Origin of the sequence: Kocuria rosea subsp. polaris (assembly GCF_001483755.1) — a bacterium.
Taxonomy (GTDB): domain Bacteria; phylum Actinomycetota; class Actinomycetes; order Actinomycetales; family Micrococcaceae; genus Kocuria; species Kocuria cellulosilytica.
In genome coordinates this window covers 234,099-251,350 of record NZ_LQBK01000033.1, presented here as the reverse complement: position 1 = coordinate 251,350, position 17,252 = coordinate 234,099, and the positions used below count along the sequence as shown (strand labels likewise).

The following is a 17,252-nucleotide window of genomic DNA, read 5'->3' as shown; positions in this document are numbered from 1 at the left end:
GGTCGGCGGCCGGGATCCGGGATCAGAAGCTGCCCCCGATGCCGCCGCCGAAGCCGCCCCCGCCGCCGCCGAAGCCGCCGCCGAAGCTGCCGCCGAAGCCGCCGCCCCCGCCGCCGAAACCGCCTCCGCCGCCGTTGAGGATCGAGCCGAGGAGGATGCCCCCCAGCATCGCGCCGCCCAGGCCGCTGTTGGAGCGGCCGCGGTGGCCGCCCATCCCCACGGGCGTGCCGAAACCGCCGTAGGAGAAGGAGTCGACGTCCCGCTGGGCGATGTACTGGGCCTCGCCGGCGAGCCGGACGGCCTCGTTGGCGTAGGTCAGCGCCTCGGAGGGGTCCGACCTCCGGGCCTGCTGGGCGGCCTCGAGACAGCGCTCGGCCTCCGCGAGGCGGGTGCGCGCCTCGGGGCCGACCCCGCCGCGGCGGGCCCAGATGTACTCGCTCGCCGAGCTCAGCTGGGCCTGCGCGGACACGAGGGTGTGCGCGAGGGTCTCCCGCGCGGAGCGGTCACGGTCGTTCTGGGAGCGCACCGACGCGAGCCCCTTGTCGAGCTCGTCCTTGGCCACCGCCAGGCGCCGGCTCAGGCCGAGCGGATCGATCCGGCCCGCGCCCATCTGCTCCTCGACGGTCCGCAGGACGGCACCGACGCCGGCCACCGCGCCCGCGAGCTCCGGGTTGGAGCCGCGCCGGACGAGGGCGTCCGCCTCGGCGACGTCGCGCTGGGCGATGGTGACGGCGTCCTTCAGGGACTCCTCGGCGTGGGCGAGCTCGGTGGCCGCGTGCTCCACGGCGTCGAGCAGCCCGCCGGCCTGCCCCGCCCCCTCCTCGGCGGCGCGGATGTCCAGCACGGCGTCGCTCGTGCGGCCCGCGGCGAGGTCGGTGCGGGCCTCCTCGAGGGCGGTGTCCACGAAGTCGAGCCGGTCCCGGGCCTGGTCGATGTTGTCCCGGACGGGGGCCACGGCGGTCTCGTTGTAGTGGGCGGTCAGCTCCCGCAGCCGGGCGTCGGCCGTGGCCACGCGGGGGCGCACCGCCTCCGCGTGGCGCCGGACGTCCTCGAGGGCCTGCGGGGCGCGGGACTCCAGCCGGCGCAGCGCGCTGAAGGCCTCCTGGTGCTCCTGGAGGGGGCGCTGGGCGTCCTGGGAGCGGGCGATGATCTCGCCGAGCCAGGCCCGCTGCTGCTCCTCGGTGTCCGGGATGTGGTCCTCGAGCTGCTGCTGGAGCGCGAACGAGGCCTGCATGTGCTTCTTGGCGTCCTGGACGGCGCGGCGGAACGGCTCGACCTGCTCGTCCCCGTACTGCAGCTGGGCGAAGGCCAGCTCCTGCTCGGAGTGCTGGATGGCGTTGTCGGTGGCCACGAGGAGCTCCCCGGCCCGCTTGCGCAGCTCCGGCACCGGGACCTCCGGCGGGCGGGCGGGGCCGGCCGGGCCCCGGCCGCCGGGCCCGCCGTGCGGGGCGGACTCCTGCTGCCGGCGCTTCTTGTTGCGGGCCGCCATGCCGTAGACGGCGAGCCCGCCCAGGCCGAGCGCCCCGAGGCCGAGCAGGCCGAAGCCCGCGCCGCCGCCGTCGGAGCTGTCCGCGGCCCCGGCGGGGGCGCCGGAGAGCTCCGCCTCGATGCCCTCGACCGCGCCCTCGACCGCGCCGTCCCAGTCGTCGGCCGCGAGCGCCGGCGTGATGTACTGCCGGTTGATGCGCTCCTGCTGCTCGGTGCTCAGGGGTCCGGTCGAGTACGCGGAGAACCGCTGCTGCCGGTCCTCCGTGGCCACGACCAGCACCGCGTCCGAGCTGCCGAGGTCGTTGACCTCGGCGAACTCATGCAGCCACGCGTCGGGGTCCGAGGGGTCGGTGAAGGAGTCGACGAACACCGCGGTCAGGGTGATGCCCTCCTGGGTGGCGAGCTCGCGCACGTCGGCGGCCAGCGCCGAGGGGTCCTCCAGGACCCCGGCCTCGTCGACGATCCGCTCGCCCGGGGGCACGTCCACGGGCGGCTGGGCGGCGGCCGCCCCGGCGGGCGCGAGCAGGGCGAGCGTCAGACCGCAGCCGGCGACGGTCCGGCGGGCAATGGGGCGCCAGTGCATGATCTCCCTCACGTGGTCGGTGCTCCCGATTCTAGGACGGGGGCGCCCCGGCGGGAGGAACGGCGCCGGGCCTACGCGCAGGGCGAAACCGCAAGGCGGCTGATGACCTCCCGGCGGGCACGGGGCGCACCCACGGCCGGCGTCCGGGCGGCGTGCGGGAAGCGGTCAGTGCTCTCAGCGTCGTCTCAGTGCGGACATGGATACTGGGGAGCAGAGCCGCCCGCGCCGCCCCGTCCGCTCCGGGGCCGGCCGGGCCCGTCCGTTCCCAGGAGGAGACCGCCCATGTCCGAGCCCCGCGACCCCCGTTCCGGTGCCGACCCGCAGCTCACCCAGCCCCTGCCCCCGGTCACCGGCCGCCCGGCCCACGACCCGTGGGCGTCCGGGGCCGAGCAGGACGCGCCCCCGGTGTACGGGGCGCGCGACGGGCGGGACGCCGGTCCCTTCCCGGGCGCGTGGCAGGGCGCCGGGGACCACGCCGGCCGGCAGCCGTGGGGGCACGCCGGCGGCAACGGCAACGGCAACGGCGACGGCAACGGTGCGGGACCCGGCCGGGGGCGGCGGCGCTTCTCGGGGGGCTCCCTGGTCACGGGCATGGTCCTGGCCGCGCTGGTCGGGGCGGGGGCGGCCGTGGGGACGGACGTCCTCCTGGACGACGGCGGCACGGTGCCGGCCGCGGGCGGGTCGACGACCAGCTCGATCATCGTCAACGACCAGGACGAGGTGAACGCGGTGACCGCGGCCGCGGTGAAGGCCTCTCCGTCCGTGGTCACGATCTCCGCGTCCGGCGGCGGCCAGAACGGCTCCGGCTCCGGGGTGATCATCGACGACGTGGGGCACATCCTGACCAACACGCACGTGGTGACCCTCGACGGCACCACGAGCAGCCCCGCCATCGAGGTGCAGCTCGACGACGGCCGGGTGCTGCCGGCCGAGGTGGTCGGCACCGACCCGCTGTCCGACCTCGCGGTCCTCAAGGTCGACGCCCCGGGGCTGACCCCGGCCACCCTGGGCTCCCTGGACGACGTGAACGTGGGCGACACGGCCATCGCCATCGGGGCGCCGCTGGGCCTCGCGGGCACGGTCACCGACGGGATCGTCTCCACCCTCGACCGCACCATCACGGTGGCCTCCTCCGCCGCGCCGAGCACGCCGCCGGAGGGCGAGAGCGACGAGCGGGGCGACGGCAACGACTTCTTCTTCGACCTCCCCGACCAGAACGGCGGCCCCGGCGGCCGCTCGCAGGGCTCCTCGCCGTCGGTGTACCTCAACGTGATCCAGACCGACGCCGCCATCAACCCCGGCAACTCGGGTGGGCCGCTGATCGGCACGAACGGCGAGGTCATCGGGATCAACGTGGCCATCGCCTCGGCCGGCTCCGGCACGGAGGCCGGCAACATCGGCGTGGGCTTCTCGATCCCGGTGGACACCGCGAAGCGGGTGGCCGAGGAGATCATCAACAACGGCCGGGCCACGCACGGCTACCTCGGCACCAGCGTGAGCGCCGCTCCGGGCGCGGAAGGGCGGAGCCGGGCCTTCTCCGACGGCGCCGCGGTGCAGCAGGTCGTGCCCGGCTCGCCGGCCGACGACGCCGGGCTGGAGGTGGACGACGTCATCACGCAGTTCAACGGCCACCGCATCCAGGACGCGAACTCCCTGACGGCGGCCGTGCGCGAGCTGCCCGCCGGGGGCACCGGGCCGATGACGTTCGTGCGGGACGGCGAGGAGCGCACGGTCGAGGTGACGGTCGGGGACGCCGCCGATCAGCAGTGAGGAGCCGGGGCGCGGGCCCGGCCCGGCCCGCTCAGCCGGCGGCGCCCGTGAAGCCCAGCTGGCGCCAGGCCTCGTAGACGGCGATGGACGCCGAGTTCGCCAGGTTCAGCGACCTGCGGGCCGGCAGCATGGGAATGCGGACCCGCGCGGTGACGTGCGGGTCCGTCTTCACCGCCGGGGGCAGGCCCACCGACTCGGGCCCGAACAGCAGCACGTCCCCGGGGCGGTAGGAGACGTCGGTATGCGCCAGCTCCCCGTCCGTGGTGAAGGCGAAGACCCGCTCCGGGGCCAGGGCCGCCCACGCGGTCTCCAGGTCCGGGTGGACGGTCAGCACGGCCAGGTCGTGGTAGTCGAGGCCGGCCCGGCGCAGGTGCGCGGAGCCGAAGTCGAAGCCCAGGGGCTCCACCAGGTGCAGCTCGGCCCCGGTGACCGCGGCGAGGCGGATCGCGTTGCCGGTGTTGCCCGGGATCTCGGGGGTGTGGAAGAGGATGCGGAGCATGCCCGCCAGTCTACGGACGCCGGCCCGGCGACCGTCCCGGCGTCCTAGACTGGACGGCGTGCCGCACCGTCCCGTCTACCTCGACCACGCCGCCACCGCGCCCCTCCGGCCCTCCGCGCTCGCCGCGGTCACCGAGCAGCTGGCCCGCGGCGGCAATCCCTCCTCGCTGCACCGGGCCGGGCGGTCGGCGCGCACGGTCGTCGAGCAGGCCCGCGACGACGTCGCCGCGGCCCTCGGCGCGGACCCCGTCGAGGTGATCTTCACCTCCGGGGGCACCGAGGCCGACAACCTGGCCGTGCAGGGCCTGTACCGGCACCGGCGCGGGCAGGACCCCCGCCGCCGGCGCATCCTCGTCTCCTCGGTGGAGCACGCCGCGGTCGCCGAGACCGTGGAGTGGCTGGCCGCCCACGAGGGCGCCGAGGCCGTGGTCCTCCCCGTCGACGCCGCCGGCCGGGTGGACCCGGCCGCGGTGCGGGAGGAACTGGCCAGGGACCCCGGCACCACCGCGCTGCTGACCGTGATGTGGGCGAACAACGAGGTGGGCGCCGTCCAGCCCGTCGCCGAGCTCGCCGCGCTCGCCGAGGAGTTCGGGGTCCCCTTCCACTGCGACGCCGTGCAGGCCTTCGGCTCCCTGCCCGTCGACGCGCACCTGCCCGGGCTCACCACACTGGCCGTCTCGGCCCACAAGCTGGGCGGTCCCGTGGGCGCCGGGGCCCTCGTGGCCGGGCGCACCGTGGCGCTGGCCCCCGTCCAGCACGGCGGCGGCCAGGAGCGCACGGTGCGCTCGGGCACCCTCGACGCCGCCGCGCTCGCCGGGTTCGGCGTGGCGGCGCGGGAGGCCGCCGCGGAGCGGCAGGCCGAGGCGGAGCGGCTCGCCGTCCTGCGCGACCGGCTGGTCGCGGGCGTGCGCCGGATCGTGCCGGACGCCGTCCTGCGCGGGCCCGAGGACCCGGAGCACGCCGGGACCAGGCTGCCCGGCAGCGCCCACTTCACCTTCCCCGGCTGCGAGGGGGACTCCCTGCTGTTCCTGTTGGACGCCGCCGGGATCGCCTCCTCCACCGGCTCGGCGTGCCACGCCGGGGTGCCCCGCGCCTCCTCCGTGCTGCTGGCCATGGGCCTGGACGAGGCCACCGCGCGCGGCGCGCAGCGCTTCAGCCTGGGCCGCACCAGCACCGCCGCCGACGTCGACGCCCTGCTCGCCGCCCTGCCCGAGGTGCACCGGCGGGCGCTGCGCGCCGGGCTCTCCGGAGCGGCGCCGACCTGAGCCCGGCCCGCCGGGGACCGGGCAGGCCCGTCCGCCACCGCGGGGAATACCGGCCCGCCGCGCCCTGTTGACGACACGGACCCCGAACCCCGACCCCTGGAGACGATCTCACCGTGCGAGTACTGGCAGCCATGAGCGGCGGCGTCGACTCGGCCGTGGCGGCGGCCCGCGCCGTCGACGCCGGCCACGACGTGACGGGCGTCCACCTCGCGCTCTCCCGCACGCCCGGGACCCTGCGCACCGGCTCCCGGGGCTGCTGCACGATCGAGGACTCCCGGGACGCGTGGCGCGCCGCCGACGTCCTCGGCATCCCGTACTACGTGTGGGACTTCTCCGAGCGGTTCCAGGCCGACGTCGTCGACGACTTCGTGGCGGAGTACGCGGCCGGGCGCACGCCCAACCCGTGCCTGCGCTGCAACGAGAAGATCAAGTTCGCCGCGCTCCTGGAGAAGGCCCTCGCCCTCGGCTTCGACGCGGTGTGCACCGGCCACTACGCGAAGGTGGTCGAGGACCCCGACGGCCGCCGGGAGCTGCACCGCGCCGCGGACTGGGCGAAGGACCAGTCCTACGTCCTCGGCGTGCTCACCGCCGAGCAGCTCCAGCACGTGCTGCTCCCGCTGGCCGAGACCCCGTCCAAGGCCGAGGTGCGGGCCGAGGCGGCCCGCCGCGGCCTGTCGGTGGCGCAGAAGCCCGACTCCCACGACATCTGCTTCATCCCCGACGGCGACACCCGCGGCTGGCTCGCGGAGCGGATCGAGATGACCGAGGGCGAGATCAAGGACGTGGCGGGCCACGTGGTCGGCACCCACCCCGGCGCCAACGCGTTCACCGTGGGCCAGCGCAAGGGCCTCCGGATCGGCACGCCGGCCCCCGACGGCAAACCGCGCTTCGTCCTGGAGATCCGGCCGAGGACCAACGAGGTCGTGGTGGGCCCCCAGGAGATGCTGGCGGTCGACGAGCTGCGCGGGATCCGCCCCTCCTGGGCCGGGGAGCCCGTGCCCGAGGCCGCGCCGCTGCTGCGCCCCGGGGCCGCGGCCGGAACGGCGTCGGCCCCGTTCCCCGTCCTCGCCCAGGTCCGGGCGCACGGGGACCCCGTCCCGGCGCGGGCCCGCCTCGAGCTCGTCGAGGGGCCCGGCGGCGACCCGGTGCCGGAGCTCGTGGTCCGCCTCGAGGAGCCGATGCGCGGCGTGGCCCCCGGCCAGTCGGTCGTGCTCTACCAGGGCACCCGGGTCCTCGGCCAGGCCACGGTGGACCGCGCCCACTCGCTGGCCCGCCCCGACGTCGTCGGCCGGGCCGATCCCGCCCGATAGACTGGCCGGCATGAGCGCACCGCACCCCCACGCCTCGGCCGACGTCCGGGCCCACCAGGACTTCGACGCCCACGCGTCCTCGCTGCAGGGCCGGGCCGACCCCCGCGTGCTCGCCGAGCTGCGGTCCATCCGCGGCACCATCGACAACATCGACGCGGCGCTGGTGCACCTGCTCGCCGAGCGGTTCAAGGCCACCCAGCGCGTCGGCGTCCTCAAGGCCACCCACGGCCTGCCCGCCGGCGACCCGGACCGCGAGTCGGCCCAGATCGAGCGTCTCCGGGCGCTCGCGGCCTCCGCGCAGCTCGACCCCGAGTTCGCGGAGAAGTTCCTGAACTTCATCATCAGCGAGGTCATCCGCCACCACGTGGCCCTCTCCGAGGACCACCGGCGGGAGGACGACGACCCCTCGTGACGCAGCACGCCACAGCCGCCTCCCGGCGCACCGACCCCGACGTCCCCGGTGTCGTGGGCACGGCCCTCGGCGCGATGCCGGGCACGGACGTCGTCGAGTCCGTCACGCTGCTGCGCGGTGAGCTCGGGGCGCCCCACATCTCCTTCCTGCCCCTCCTGCCGGCCCGCGGCGCGGCCGCCGATCCCGTCGCCCGCACGGCCGCGGTGCTCGACGGGCTCCACGCGGACGGGCAGCCCCACGGGCTGCGCGTGTCCGGGGTCCCCGGCAAGGACTCCCGGGCCGCGCGGGCGCTGCTGGCCGGGGACGTCAACGTGCTCGCCGACGTGATCGGCGCCGAGAGCGGTCCCGACGACGCACCGGTCAAGACGCAGCTGATCGGCCCGCTCAGCCTGGCCGCCCGGCTCCACCTGCACGCGGGGGAGCGGGCGCTCAAGGACCACGGCGCCCGCCGCGACCTCGCGGACTCCCTGGCCTCGGGCGTGCTCGAGCACGTCCGGGCCGTGCGCGCCGCGGCCCCCGGCCGGGACGTCCTCGTCCAGCTGGACGAGCCCGAGCTCGCCCGGGTGCTCGCGGGCAGCCTGCCCACGATGAGCGGCTACCGGACCCTGCGGGCGGTCCCCGCGGCGGAGGCGCGGACGTCGCTGACGGGCGTGGTCGAGGCCTGCCGGGAGGCCGGCGCCGCCGCCGTCGCCCTGCGGCTGCCTCCCGGGACCGATCCCCGGCTGGCCCGGGAGGCCGGGGCGGACGCCGTGCACGTGCCGGCCCCCGCCGGCTCGGCGCACGAGTGGGAGCCGCTCGCCGCGCTCGTCGAGGAGGGCCTGCAGCTGTGGCTCGGGCTCGTCCCCGTGCCCCCGGGCCGGGCCGGGGCCCGGGCCCTGGCGGCGGACGTGTGGTCCGTGTGGCGGGACCTCGGCCTGCCGGCCGCCGCCCTCGACCGGGTCCGGATTACCCCGCGCGAGGAGCTCGACGCGCTGGGCCCCGCCGAGCTGCGCGACGTCCTCGCCGGGGTCACCGGGACCGCCGAGGCGCTGGCCAGGACCGCCGCCGAGGCCTGAGCCCGCCCACCGGCCGGGCCGACACACTCCGCGCCGAGGTGCGGGGCGGGCCGCGATCGGCCACAATGCAGGTGGACCCCGGTCCACCACCACGCCCCGGACGCCCCGGGCCACGGCGGTCCCCGCCCCCTGCGGGGCCGCCCCACACCACCGGAGAGGCGATGAACGCGCGAATACTGGTCGTCGACGACGACGCCGCCCTGTCGGAGATGATCGGGATCGTCCTGACCGCGGAGGGCTTCGAGCCCGTCTTCTGCTACGACGGTGCCACCGCCGTGGACACCTTCCGGGCCGTGCGCCCGGACCTGCTGCTCCTCGACCTCATGCTCCCGGGCAAGGACGGCATCCAGGTCTGCCGCGAGATCCGCACGATCTCCGACGTCCCGGTCGTCATGCTCACCGCCAAGTCGGACACCGTCGACGTGGTCCGCGGACTGGAGGCCGGGGCCGACGACTACGTGCCCAAGCCGTTCAAGCCCGCCGAGCTCGTGGCCCGGGTCAAGGCCCGCCTGCGCCCGGTCGAGCGCGCCAACTCGCAGGAGCTGCGGATCGGCGACCTGACCATCGACGTGAGCGGGCACAGCGTGCACCGGGGGGACCACGAGATCAGCCTCACGCCCCTCGAGTTCGACCTGCTCACCGCCCTGGCGCGCGCACCGCACCAGGTGTTCTCGCGGGAGATGCTGCTCCGTGACGTCTGGGGCTACCAGCACGCCGCCGACACGCGGCTCGTCAACGTCCACGTGCAGCGGCTGCGCTCCAAGATCGAGCGGGACCCGGAGAGCCCCGAGATCGTGGTCACCGTGCGCGGCGTCGGCTACAAGGCGGGCACGTCCGCCCGATGACCCCGCCGGACGCCGCCTCCTCCCGGCGCAGCGGGCCGGCCCGCGCCGCGGCCCGCCGGCTGCGGCTGGGCCGGCTCCTCCTGGCCCGCCGCTGGCGGCAGTCCCTGCAGTTCCGGGCCATCGCGGTGTCCCTGTCCCTGACCGCCCTGGCCTTCTTCGTCACCGGCAGCTTCCTCTCGCACCAGATCGCGGACCGGCTCTTCACCGAGCGCCTGGACCAGGTCCTCGCCTCGGCCACCGCGGACTTCGAGCAGGTGCAGGACAGCTTCGACGCCTCGGACGCCTCCGACCGCGACGAGCTGCAGGCGCTGGTCGCCTCGACCCTCGGCTCGCTCTCGGTCGACGGCGCGGAGACCGAGCGCTGGATCCTGCTCCCGATGGACTTCACGAGCGGGCAGACCCTCATCCCGGCCCAGAGCCAGAGCCCGTGGATGACCTCGAGCACCGTGCCCGCGGAGCTGCAGGAACGGCTCGCGGAGCAGGACGGCGTGTTCTGGCAGCCCGCCTCCGTCCGGATGACGGAGAACGGGGAGGAGGCCCCCGTCATCGTCGTGGGCACGGTGGTGGACCTCTACCAGAACAGCCGCTACGGGCTCTACCTCGTCTACGACTTCTCCGAGCCGCAGCGCACCCTCGACGCGATGCACGCGGTGCTGCTGCTGTCGGTGGTCGTCCTGCTCCTGCTCGTGGGCGCGATCGTCTGGTACGTCACCCGCGAGGTCGTCCGTCCCGTGTCCACCACCGCCCGCGTGGCCGAGCAGCTCGCCGACGGGGACCTCGGCGTGCGGATGCCCGTCAGCGGCTCGCACGAGGTCGCCCGCCTCGCCCGGTCCTTCAACCGCATGGCGGACAGCCTGCAGGAGCAGATCACCCAGCTCGAGCAGCTGTCCTCGATGCAGCAGACCTTCGTCTCGGACGTCTCCCACGAGCTGCGCACCCCGCTGACCACGGTGCGGATGGCGGCCGAGGTGCTCTTCAACGCCCGTGAGGACTTCGACCCCGTCAACCGGCGCTCCGCCGAGCTGCTCTACCACCAGGTGGACCGCTTCGACGCCCTGCTGGCCGACCTGCTGGAGATCTCGCGCTTCGACGCCGGCGCCGCCCGGCTCGAGGTGGCCAACGTCGAGCTGTTCTCGGTCGTGCACGACGTCGTGGAGGCCGCGGCCCCGCTCGCCGTCTCCTCCGGCTCCACGGTGCGGGTGCGCTCGGAGCTGTCCCGCTGCACCGTCCAGGGGGACCAGCGGCGGATCGAGCGGATCCTGCGCAACCTCGTGGTCAACGCCCTCGAGCACGGGGAGGGCCGGCCCGTCGAGGTCGTGGTCGGGGCCTCCGAGGTGGCCGCGGCCGTGGCGGTGCGCGACCACGGCATCGGGATGACCGAGGAGGAGGCGGCCAAGGCGTTCAACCGCTTCTGGCGCGCGGACCCGGCCCGCGCCCGCACCACGGGCGGGACGGGGCTCGGCCTCGCGATCGCCACCGAGGACACGCGGCTGCACGGCGGCCGGCTCGACGTGTGGGGCGCGCCGGGGGAGGGCGCGTGCTTCCGGCTCACCCTGCCCCGGACCCGCGCCCGGCGGCTCGGTCCCGACGACGACAGCCCGCTGGGCCTGCCGCCCGACGCCGACGCGTACCCGGAGACGGCGGCGGTGACCCGGACGGGGTCCCTGGCGCTGGCCTCCGCGACCCCGCCGGAGCAGCTGCCCCCCGCCGCCGCGGCGCAGCCGGCCGACGTCGAGGAGGACCGGACATGAGCAGGACCGGGAGACCGGCCCGCACGGCCGCCCTCGCCCTGGCCGCGGCCGTGGCCCTCGCCGGCTGCGGGGCCATTCCCCGGACGGGACCCGTGCACCGGCACGCCGAGCCGACCCGGACCGCGGCCCAGCCCACCTACGACGTCGAGCCGGCCGGCCCCCGCGACGGGGCGACCCCGGAGCAGATCGTGCGGGGCTTCCTCGCGGCCGGGACGGGCGTGGCCGACGACTACTCCGTGGCCCGGGAGTACCTCACCCCGGACCTCGCCGGCACCTGGCACCCGGACGCGCGCACCATCGTGCACCGCGGCGACGCCTCGATCGTGCCCCGGCTCGAGGACGACGAGTACCGCGTGAACCTCGAGGTGGAGAGCGTGGTGGACGGCTCCGGCGTGATCGAGCGCAAGCCGGCGGGGGCCACGGAGGTGCTCGACTTCGACGTGGCCCAGGTGGACGGCCAGTGGCGGATCTCCGACGCCCCGGACGCCACGGCGCTCACCCGGCCCGACTTCGAGGACGTCTTCGAACCCCACCACCTGTACTTCGCGGACGAGGACCTGTCCAACGTGGTGGTCGACCCCCGGTGGTTCCCGGACCGGGTGCCCGTGTCCACGTCCATCGTGCGCAACCTGCTCGGCGGGCCCGCGCCGTACCTGCGGGGCGCCGTGACCTCGGCGTTCCCGGCGGGGACCACGCTCGCGGGCTCGGCGGTGCCCGTGCGGGAGGGCACCGCCACGGTGGAGCTCAGCGTGCCAGACTTCGACCCCGCGAACATCGAGATCAACCGCCGGATGCACGACCAGCTCTCGCTGAGCCTCAGGTCGCTCACCGCGGTGAACGACGTGGAGCTGCTCGTCGAGGGGGCGCCCGTGGAGCTGGGCGCGGGGTGGACGGACACCGCGCCGGTGCAGGACGTCACCGTCCCGTCCCGGCAGGTGGGGCTGCGCGACGGCGAGCTCGTGTTCTACCAGGGCGGCCAGACCGAGGTCGTGGACGGGATCCCCCCGCTGGACGACCACTTCCCGTCCAGCCCCGCGATGGACGCCGCGGCCGAGCACTTCGCGTTCGTGGACACGGGCACGGGCGCCCTGGTGACCGTGGCCCGGGACGAGGAGCCCGTGGAGCGCTTCAGCGGCACCGGCCTGACCCGCCCGAGCTTCGACGAGCACGGGTGGGTGTGGACCGGGGACTCCGCCGGGACCGTCCGGGCCGTGCGCACCGGCGCGGACGCCGGGGACCCGCGGCGCGTCGAGGCCTCGTGGCTGTCGGCGCGGACCGTCACCTCGCTGCGGATCTCGCGCGGGGGCACGCGCGCGCTCGTCGTCACCGAGGACGACGGCGTCTCCCAGATCTGGCTCTCCGGCGTGGTGCGCGAGCCCGACGGGACGCCGCGCCGGCTCAACGAGCCGTACCGGGTGGCCGCCGACGTCGACGCGGACGCGGCCCTGTGGCTGAGCGACCGGGAGTTCGTGGCGGCCCCGCTGGGCGGCACGGGGTCGGTCCGGCCCCGCGTCTACGACGTGTCCGGGCGCTTCCGCGAGCTGCCCGCCCTCGTGGGCGTCACCGGGCTGAGCGGGGGCAACGGCACGTCCTCCGTCCACGCCGTGGCCGGCGGCACCCTGCACATGCTCACCGGCAACGCGTGGGCGCCGCAGAGCGAGGACGTGCTGGACACGGCGTTCGCCGGCTGAGGCCCCCGCCCGGGACGGCTCCCCGTCCACAGCGCCGGCTGTCCGGACGGGAGCCGCCCCCGGTGCCGGGCGGCGGGCCCCGGCCAGGATGGGGGCATGCCCGCGAACCCGCTCTCCGCCCGCGCCCTCGACCGGGCGGCCGCACGGGCCCTCGACCGCCTGGCCGAGGCCGCCGAGGTGCTGCTGCCCGTGGAGTGCGCCGTGTGCCGCGCCCCGGGCGCCGCCCTGTGCCGCGCCTGCCGCCTGCTGCTGCGCCGGTCCTGCGCCCGGCCCTTCGAGGCCTCCTCGGCCGCGCCGCTGCTGGATCCGCCGCTGCCGGTCGTGGCCGCCGGGCGCTACGCCCACGGGCTCGCGACGTGCCTGCTCGCCCTCAAGAACACCGGCCGCACCGACCTGGTCCCCGTGCTCGCCGCCTGCCTGGCCACGGCCCTGGACCGCGCCGCCCGGGACTGGCCGCCCGGGCCCGTGCTGCTGGTCCCGGTGCCGAGCAGCCCGGCGGCCCTGCGGCGCCGCTGGTTCGACCCCGTGCGGCTGCTGCTGGAGGACTGCGCCCGCCGCGGCGTGCTCCCCGCCGGTGCGGTCGTGGACCGCGGGCTGCGGCACCGCGGGAGCGGGACCCTGCTGCCCGGACCGGCGCAGAAGCGGCTGGGCGCGGCGGGCCGGCGGGACCGCCCCGCCGGGTCCATGCGGGCCGCCGCGGCGCCCGGCGCCCGGTGCGTCGTCGTCGACGACGTGCTGACCACGGGCGCGACCCTCGGGGAGGCGGCCCGCGCGCTGCGCGCCGGCGGGGCCGAGGTGGTCGGTGCGGTGGTGCTCGCGGCCGTGCGCTCCCCGGCGGTTCCGCTCACCGCTGATCCGGACCCGGCCGGGGCCTGGTGATTATCCCGTGTGATTCAACTAACGTTGAGCCACGGGACGCACCGATCCTCCCGGGTGGGCGGCCCCATCCGCCCACGTCACCCCCGAGATTTGGAGGGCATCATGGAACTGAACGTCATGGGGCGCAACGTCGCCGTACCGGAGCGGTTCAAGGAGTACGCCGCCGAGAAGGTCGTCAAGTTCGAGGAGCTGGGCGAGAAGGTCCAGCGCATTGATGTCAAGGTCACCAAGGACCACGCGCTGCCCGGCCACCAGGGCATGGGCGTGGAGATCACCGTCTCCGGCCGCGGCCCCGTCCTGCGGGCCGAGGCCCGCGGCGACGACAAGTTCGCCGCCTTCGACGAGGCGTACAGCAAGCTCCTGGAGCGCCTGCGCCGGGCGCGCGACCGCCGGAAGGTGCACCGCGGCGCCCACCGCCCCACGGCCGTTCACGAGGCCACCGGCACCCTGCCCGTGGTGCCGAGCTCCGGACCCATCTACTCCACCGCCGAGGAGCTCGCGACCGCCGAGCAGGAGGCGTTCGACCAGAGCGTGAGCCTCTCCGACGCGGTCACCCCCGTCGAGATCCGGCGCAAGCGGTTCCCGGCCTCCGAGCTGAGCGTCGACGAGGCCGTCGACCACATGGAGCTCGTCGGCCACGACTTCTACCTGTTCCTCGACAAGGAGACCGGGGAGCCCTCCGCGGTCTACCGCCGCAAGGGCTGGAGCTACGGCGTGATCAGCCTCAGCGACAACGGCGAGGCGTCCGAGGAGAGCGTCCGGGCGTACCAGACCGAGCCCGCCCGCTGAGCACGCACCGCTGAGCGCGGGACCCGCCGGCCGGGTGCCGGCCGGGTCCCGCCCCGGGAGAGCCCGGTGGTTGCGGCCACCGGGCTCTCCCGTGCCCGAGGACCGGGGCCCGCTCGCGTAGACTGGAGCAGGTGCCGGATACCCCCCCATCAGTCCCAGCACGGCAGTCGAACACGAGGAGCGTGTGCACGTGGCGTCATTCCTGGAGAAAGTCCTCAGGACCGGAGACAAGAAGGTCCTGACGAGGCTGCGGTCCTACACGACCGCCATCAACAGCCTCGAGGACGGTTTCCGGGAGCTCAGCGACGCGGAGCTGCGGGCCGAGACGGACGCCTTCCGCGCCCGCGTCGCCGACGGCGAGTCCCTGGACCGGCTGCTGCCCGAGGCCTTCGCCGTGGTCCGGGAGGCCGCCTCGCGCACCCTGGGCCAGCGCCACTACGACGTCCAGCTCATGGGCGGCGCCGCCCTGCACCTCGGGAACATCGCCGAGATGAAGACCGGTGAGGGCAAGACCCTCGTCGCCACGGCCCCCGCCTACCTCAACGCCCTCTCCGGCAAGGGCGTCCACGTCGTCACCGTGAACGACTACCTGGCGGAGTACCAGGCCAACCTGATGGGGCGCGTCTACCGGTTCCTGGGCATGGAGACCGGCGTGGTGCTGGCCAACCAGGACCCGGCGACCCGGCGGCAGCAGTACGTCGCCGACATCACGTACGGCACGAACAACGAGTTCGGCTTCGACTACCTCCGCGACAACATGGCGTGGAGCCCCGACGAGCTCGTCCAGCGGGGCCACAGCTTCGCGATCGTCGACGAGGTGGACTCCATCCTGATCGACGAGGCCCGCACCCCGCTCATCATCTCCGGGCCCGCCTCGGGGGAGGCCAACCGGTGGTACACCGAGTTCGGCCGCCTCGTGCAGCGGCTCCAGGCGGGCACCGACTACGAGGTGGACGAGAAGAAGCGCACCGTCGGCGTGCTGGAGTCCGGGATCGAGAAGGTCGAGGACTGGCTCGGCATCGACAACCTCTACGAGGCCCAGAACACCCCGCTGATCGGGTTCCTGAACAACGCCATCAAGGCCAAGGAGCTCTTCCGCGCCAACAAGGACTACGTGGTGCTCAAGGGCGAGGTGATGATCGTCGACGAGCACACCGGGCGCATCCTCGCCGGCCGCCGCTACAACGAGGGCATGCACCAGGCCATCGAGGCGAAGGAGGGCGTCGAGATCAAGGCCGAGAACCAGACGCTCGCCACGGTCACCCTGCAGAACTACTTCCGCCTCTACGACAAGCTCTCGGGCATGACGGGAACCGCCGAGACCGAGGCCGCGGAGTTCATGAACACCTACGGGCTGGGCGTCGTGTCCATCGAGACGCACCGGCCCCTTGCCCGCATCGACCGCCCCGACCTCGTCTACAAGAACGAGGTCGCGAAGTTCGCCGCGGTGGTCAAGGACATCGAGGAGCGGCACGCGAAGGGCCAGCCGGTCCTCGTGGGCACCGTCTCGGTCGAGAAGAGCGAGTACCTCTCGAAGCTGCTCGCCCAGCGCGGCGTCCGGCACGAGGTGCTCAACGCGAAGAACCACGCGCGGGAGGCCGCGATCGTCGCGCAGGCCGGCCGCAAGGGCGCGGTGACCGTGGCCACCAACATGGCCGGCCGCGGCACCGACATCATGCTCGGCGGCAACGCCGAGTTCAACGCCGTGGACCGGATGCGGGAGAAGGGCCTGGACCCGCAGCGCGACGCGGAGGAGTACGAGCGGGTGTGGCCGGAGGTGGTGGCCGCGTGCGAGGAGGAGACGCGGGCGGAGCACCAGGAGGTCGTCGCCGTCGGCGGTCTCTACGTCCTGGGCACCGAGCGCCACGAGTCGCGGCGCATCGACAACCAGCTGCGCGGGCGCTCCGGGCGCCAGGGGGACCCGGGCGAGTCCCGCTTCTACCTCTCCCTCGCGGACGACCTCATGCGGCTGTTCAACGCCGGGGCCGCCCAGCGGCTCATGGCGGGGGCGCCGGACGACACCGCCCTGGAGCACAAGATCGTCTCCCGCGCCATCGCCTCGGCGCAGAGCCAGGTCGAGGGGCGCAACGCCGAGCAGCGCAAGAACGTCCTCAAGTACGACGACGTCCTGAACCGTCAGCGCGAGGCGGTCTACCGCGACCGGCGCCGTGTGCTCGAGGGCGACGACCTCCAGGAGCAGATCGCCCAGTTCGTCGACGAGGTCGTCAGCTCCACGGTCGAGGACCGCACGGCCGTCGGTCACCCCGAGGACTGGGACCTCGACGGGCTGTGGGAGGCCCTGCGCACGATCTACCCCGTGACCCTCACGGTCGACGAGGTCGTCGAGGAGGCCGGGGGCCGCACCCGGCTCACGGCGGAGTTCCTGCGCGAGCAGGTCCTCTCCGACGCCCGTCTCGTCTACGACCAGCGGGAGGAGGAGGTCGGCGCGGAGGCGATGCGCAACCTGGAGCGGCGCGTGCTGCTGTCGGTCATCGGGCGCAAGTGGCCCGAGCACCTCTACGAGATGGACTACCTCAAGGAGGGCATCGGCCTGCGTGCCATGGCGCAGCGCGACCCCCTCGTGGAGTACCAGCGGGAGGGCTACGCGATGTTCCAGGAGATGATGGGCGCGATCCGCGAGGAGACGGTCGCGACGCTGTACCGGATGGAGATCCGGCGCCAGCGCGTGGGCGCCGACGGCGGCCCCGTGGACCTGCAGATCCCGCGTCAGCCCAGCTTCCTGCAGTACACCGCGCCCGCCGAGACGGGGGGGACGCAGACCCGCACGGAGCCGGTCGCGGCCGGCGGCGGGGAGGACGAGGCGGACGCCGCGGACACGTCCCGCAACCGGGCGGGGCGGCGTGCCCGGGCCCGGGCCGCCAGCGCGGAGGCCTCCGAGGGCTGAGCGGGGCGGGA

The 17,252-nt window shown here is 75.1% G+C and carries 13 protein-coding genes; 11 read left to right on the top strand and 2 right to left on the bottom strand.

Features of this window, described 5'->3' with window-relative positions:
- Positions 1-22: 22 nt before the first annotated feature.
- Positions 23-2,083, bottom strand: coding sequence for a TPM domain-containing protein (locus tag AVL61_RS13315; protein WP_231738412.1), 2,061 nt, complete (start codon positions 2,081-2,083; stop codon positions 23-25).
- A gap of 270 nt (positions 2,084-2,353) precedes the next feature.
- Here AVL61_RS13315 and AVL61_RS13310 point away from each other — a divergent pair, with 270 nt between their 5' ends.
- Positions 2,354-3,841 (top strand): S1C family serine protease, encoded by a 1,488-nt coding sequence (locus tag AVL61_RS13310; RefSeq protein WP_058874795.1) that lies wholly within the window; start codon positions 2,354-2,356, stop codon positions 3,839-3,841.
- A gap of 31 nt (positions 3,842-3,872) precedes the next feature.
- Here AVL61_RS13310 and AVL61_RS13305 read toward each other — a convergent pair whose 3' ends face one another.
- Entirely contained in the window at positions 3,873-4,340 is a 468-nt protein-coding gene (locus AVL61_RS13305) for a tRNA (cytidine(34)-2'-O)-methyltransferase (RefSeq protein ID WP_058874794.1), read from the bottom strand.
- A 58-nt stretch (positions 4,341-4,398) separates the two neighbouring features.
- On the opposite strand from AVL61_RS13305, the gene AVL61_RS13300 reads away from it, so the two are divergent.
- From AVL61_RS13300 to secA, 10 genes are all read left to right on the top strand, one after another.
- Entirely contained in the window at positions 4,399-5,604 is a 1,206-nt protein-coding gene (locus AVL61_RS13300; RefSeq protein ID WP_058874793.1) for a cysteine desulfurase family protein, read from the top strand.
- A gap of 113 nt (positions 5,605-5,717) precedes the next feature.
- Positions 5,718-6,914 (top strand): tRNA 2-thiouridine(34) synthase MnmA, encoded by a 1,197-nt coding sequence (mnmA, locus tag AVL61_RS13295; RefSeq protein ID WP_082697150.1) that lies wholly within the window; start codon positions 5,718-5,720, stop codon positions 6,912-6,914.
- Positions 6,915-6,924: 10 nt separating this feature from the next.
- Positions 6,925-7,326, top strand: a complete 402-nt coding sequence (locus AVL61_RS13290) for a chorismate mutase (RefSeq protein WP_058874791.1) — start codon at positions 6,925-6,927, stop codon at positions 7,324-7,326.
- Positions 7,323-8,381: a uroporphyrinogen decarboxylase/cobalamine-independent methonine synthase family protein gene (locus AVL61_RS13285; protein WP_058874790.1), complete on the top strand. Its 1,059-nt coding sequence runs from the start codon at positions 7,323-7,325 to the stop codon at positions 8,379-8,381. Before AVL61_RS13290 ends, AVL61_RS13285 begins: the two co-directional genes overlap by 4 nt.
- Positions 8,382-8,542: 161 nt before the next feature.
- Positions 8,543-9,226 (top strand): MtrAB system response regulator MtrA, encoded by a 684-nt coding sequence (gene mtrA, locus AVL61_RS13280; protein WP_058874789.1) that lies wholly within the window; start codon positions 8,543-8,545, stop codon positions 9,224-9,226.
- Complete coding sequence (gene mtrB / locus AVL61_RS13275) at positions 9,223-10,977, top strand: MtrAB system histidine kinase MtrB (protein WP_058874788.1); 1,755 nt, start codon at positions 9,223-9,225, stop codon at positions 10,975-10,977. Before mtrA ends, mtrB begins: the two co-directional genes overlap by 4 nt.
- Entirely contained in the window at positions 10,974-12,668 is a 1,695-nt protein-coding gene (locus AVL61_RS13270; protein WP_058874787.1) for an LpqB family beta-propeller domain-containing protein, read from the top strand. The genes mtrB and AVL61_RS13270 overlap by 4 nt, the downstream gene beginning before the upstream one ends.
- A 96-nt stretch (positions 12,669-12,764) precedes the next feature.
- The gene (locus AVL61_RS13265) at positions 12,765-13,547 is read left to right on the top strand and encodes a ComF family protein (RefSeq protein ID WP_058874786.1); all 783 of its coding nucleotides are present in this window, start codon (positions 12,765-12,767) and stop codon (positions 13,545-13,547) included.
- Positions 13,548-13,649: 102 nt separating this feature from the next.
- On the top strand, positions 13,650-14,336 hold the full coding sequence (gene hpf / locus AVL61_RS13260) for a ribosome hibernation-promoting factor, HPF/YfiA family (protein WP_058874785.1): 687 nt from the start codon (positions 13,650-13,652) through the stop codon (positions 14,334-14,336).
- 190 nt (positions 14,337-14,526) lie between these two features.
- Positions 14,527-17,241 (top strand): preprotein translocase subunit SecA, encoded by a 2,715-nt coding sequence (gene secA / locus AVL61_RS13255; protein ID WP_058874837.1) that lies wholly within the window; start codon positions 14,527-14,529, stop codon positions 17,239-17,241.
- Positions 17,242-17,252 lie beyond the last annotated feature (11 nt).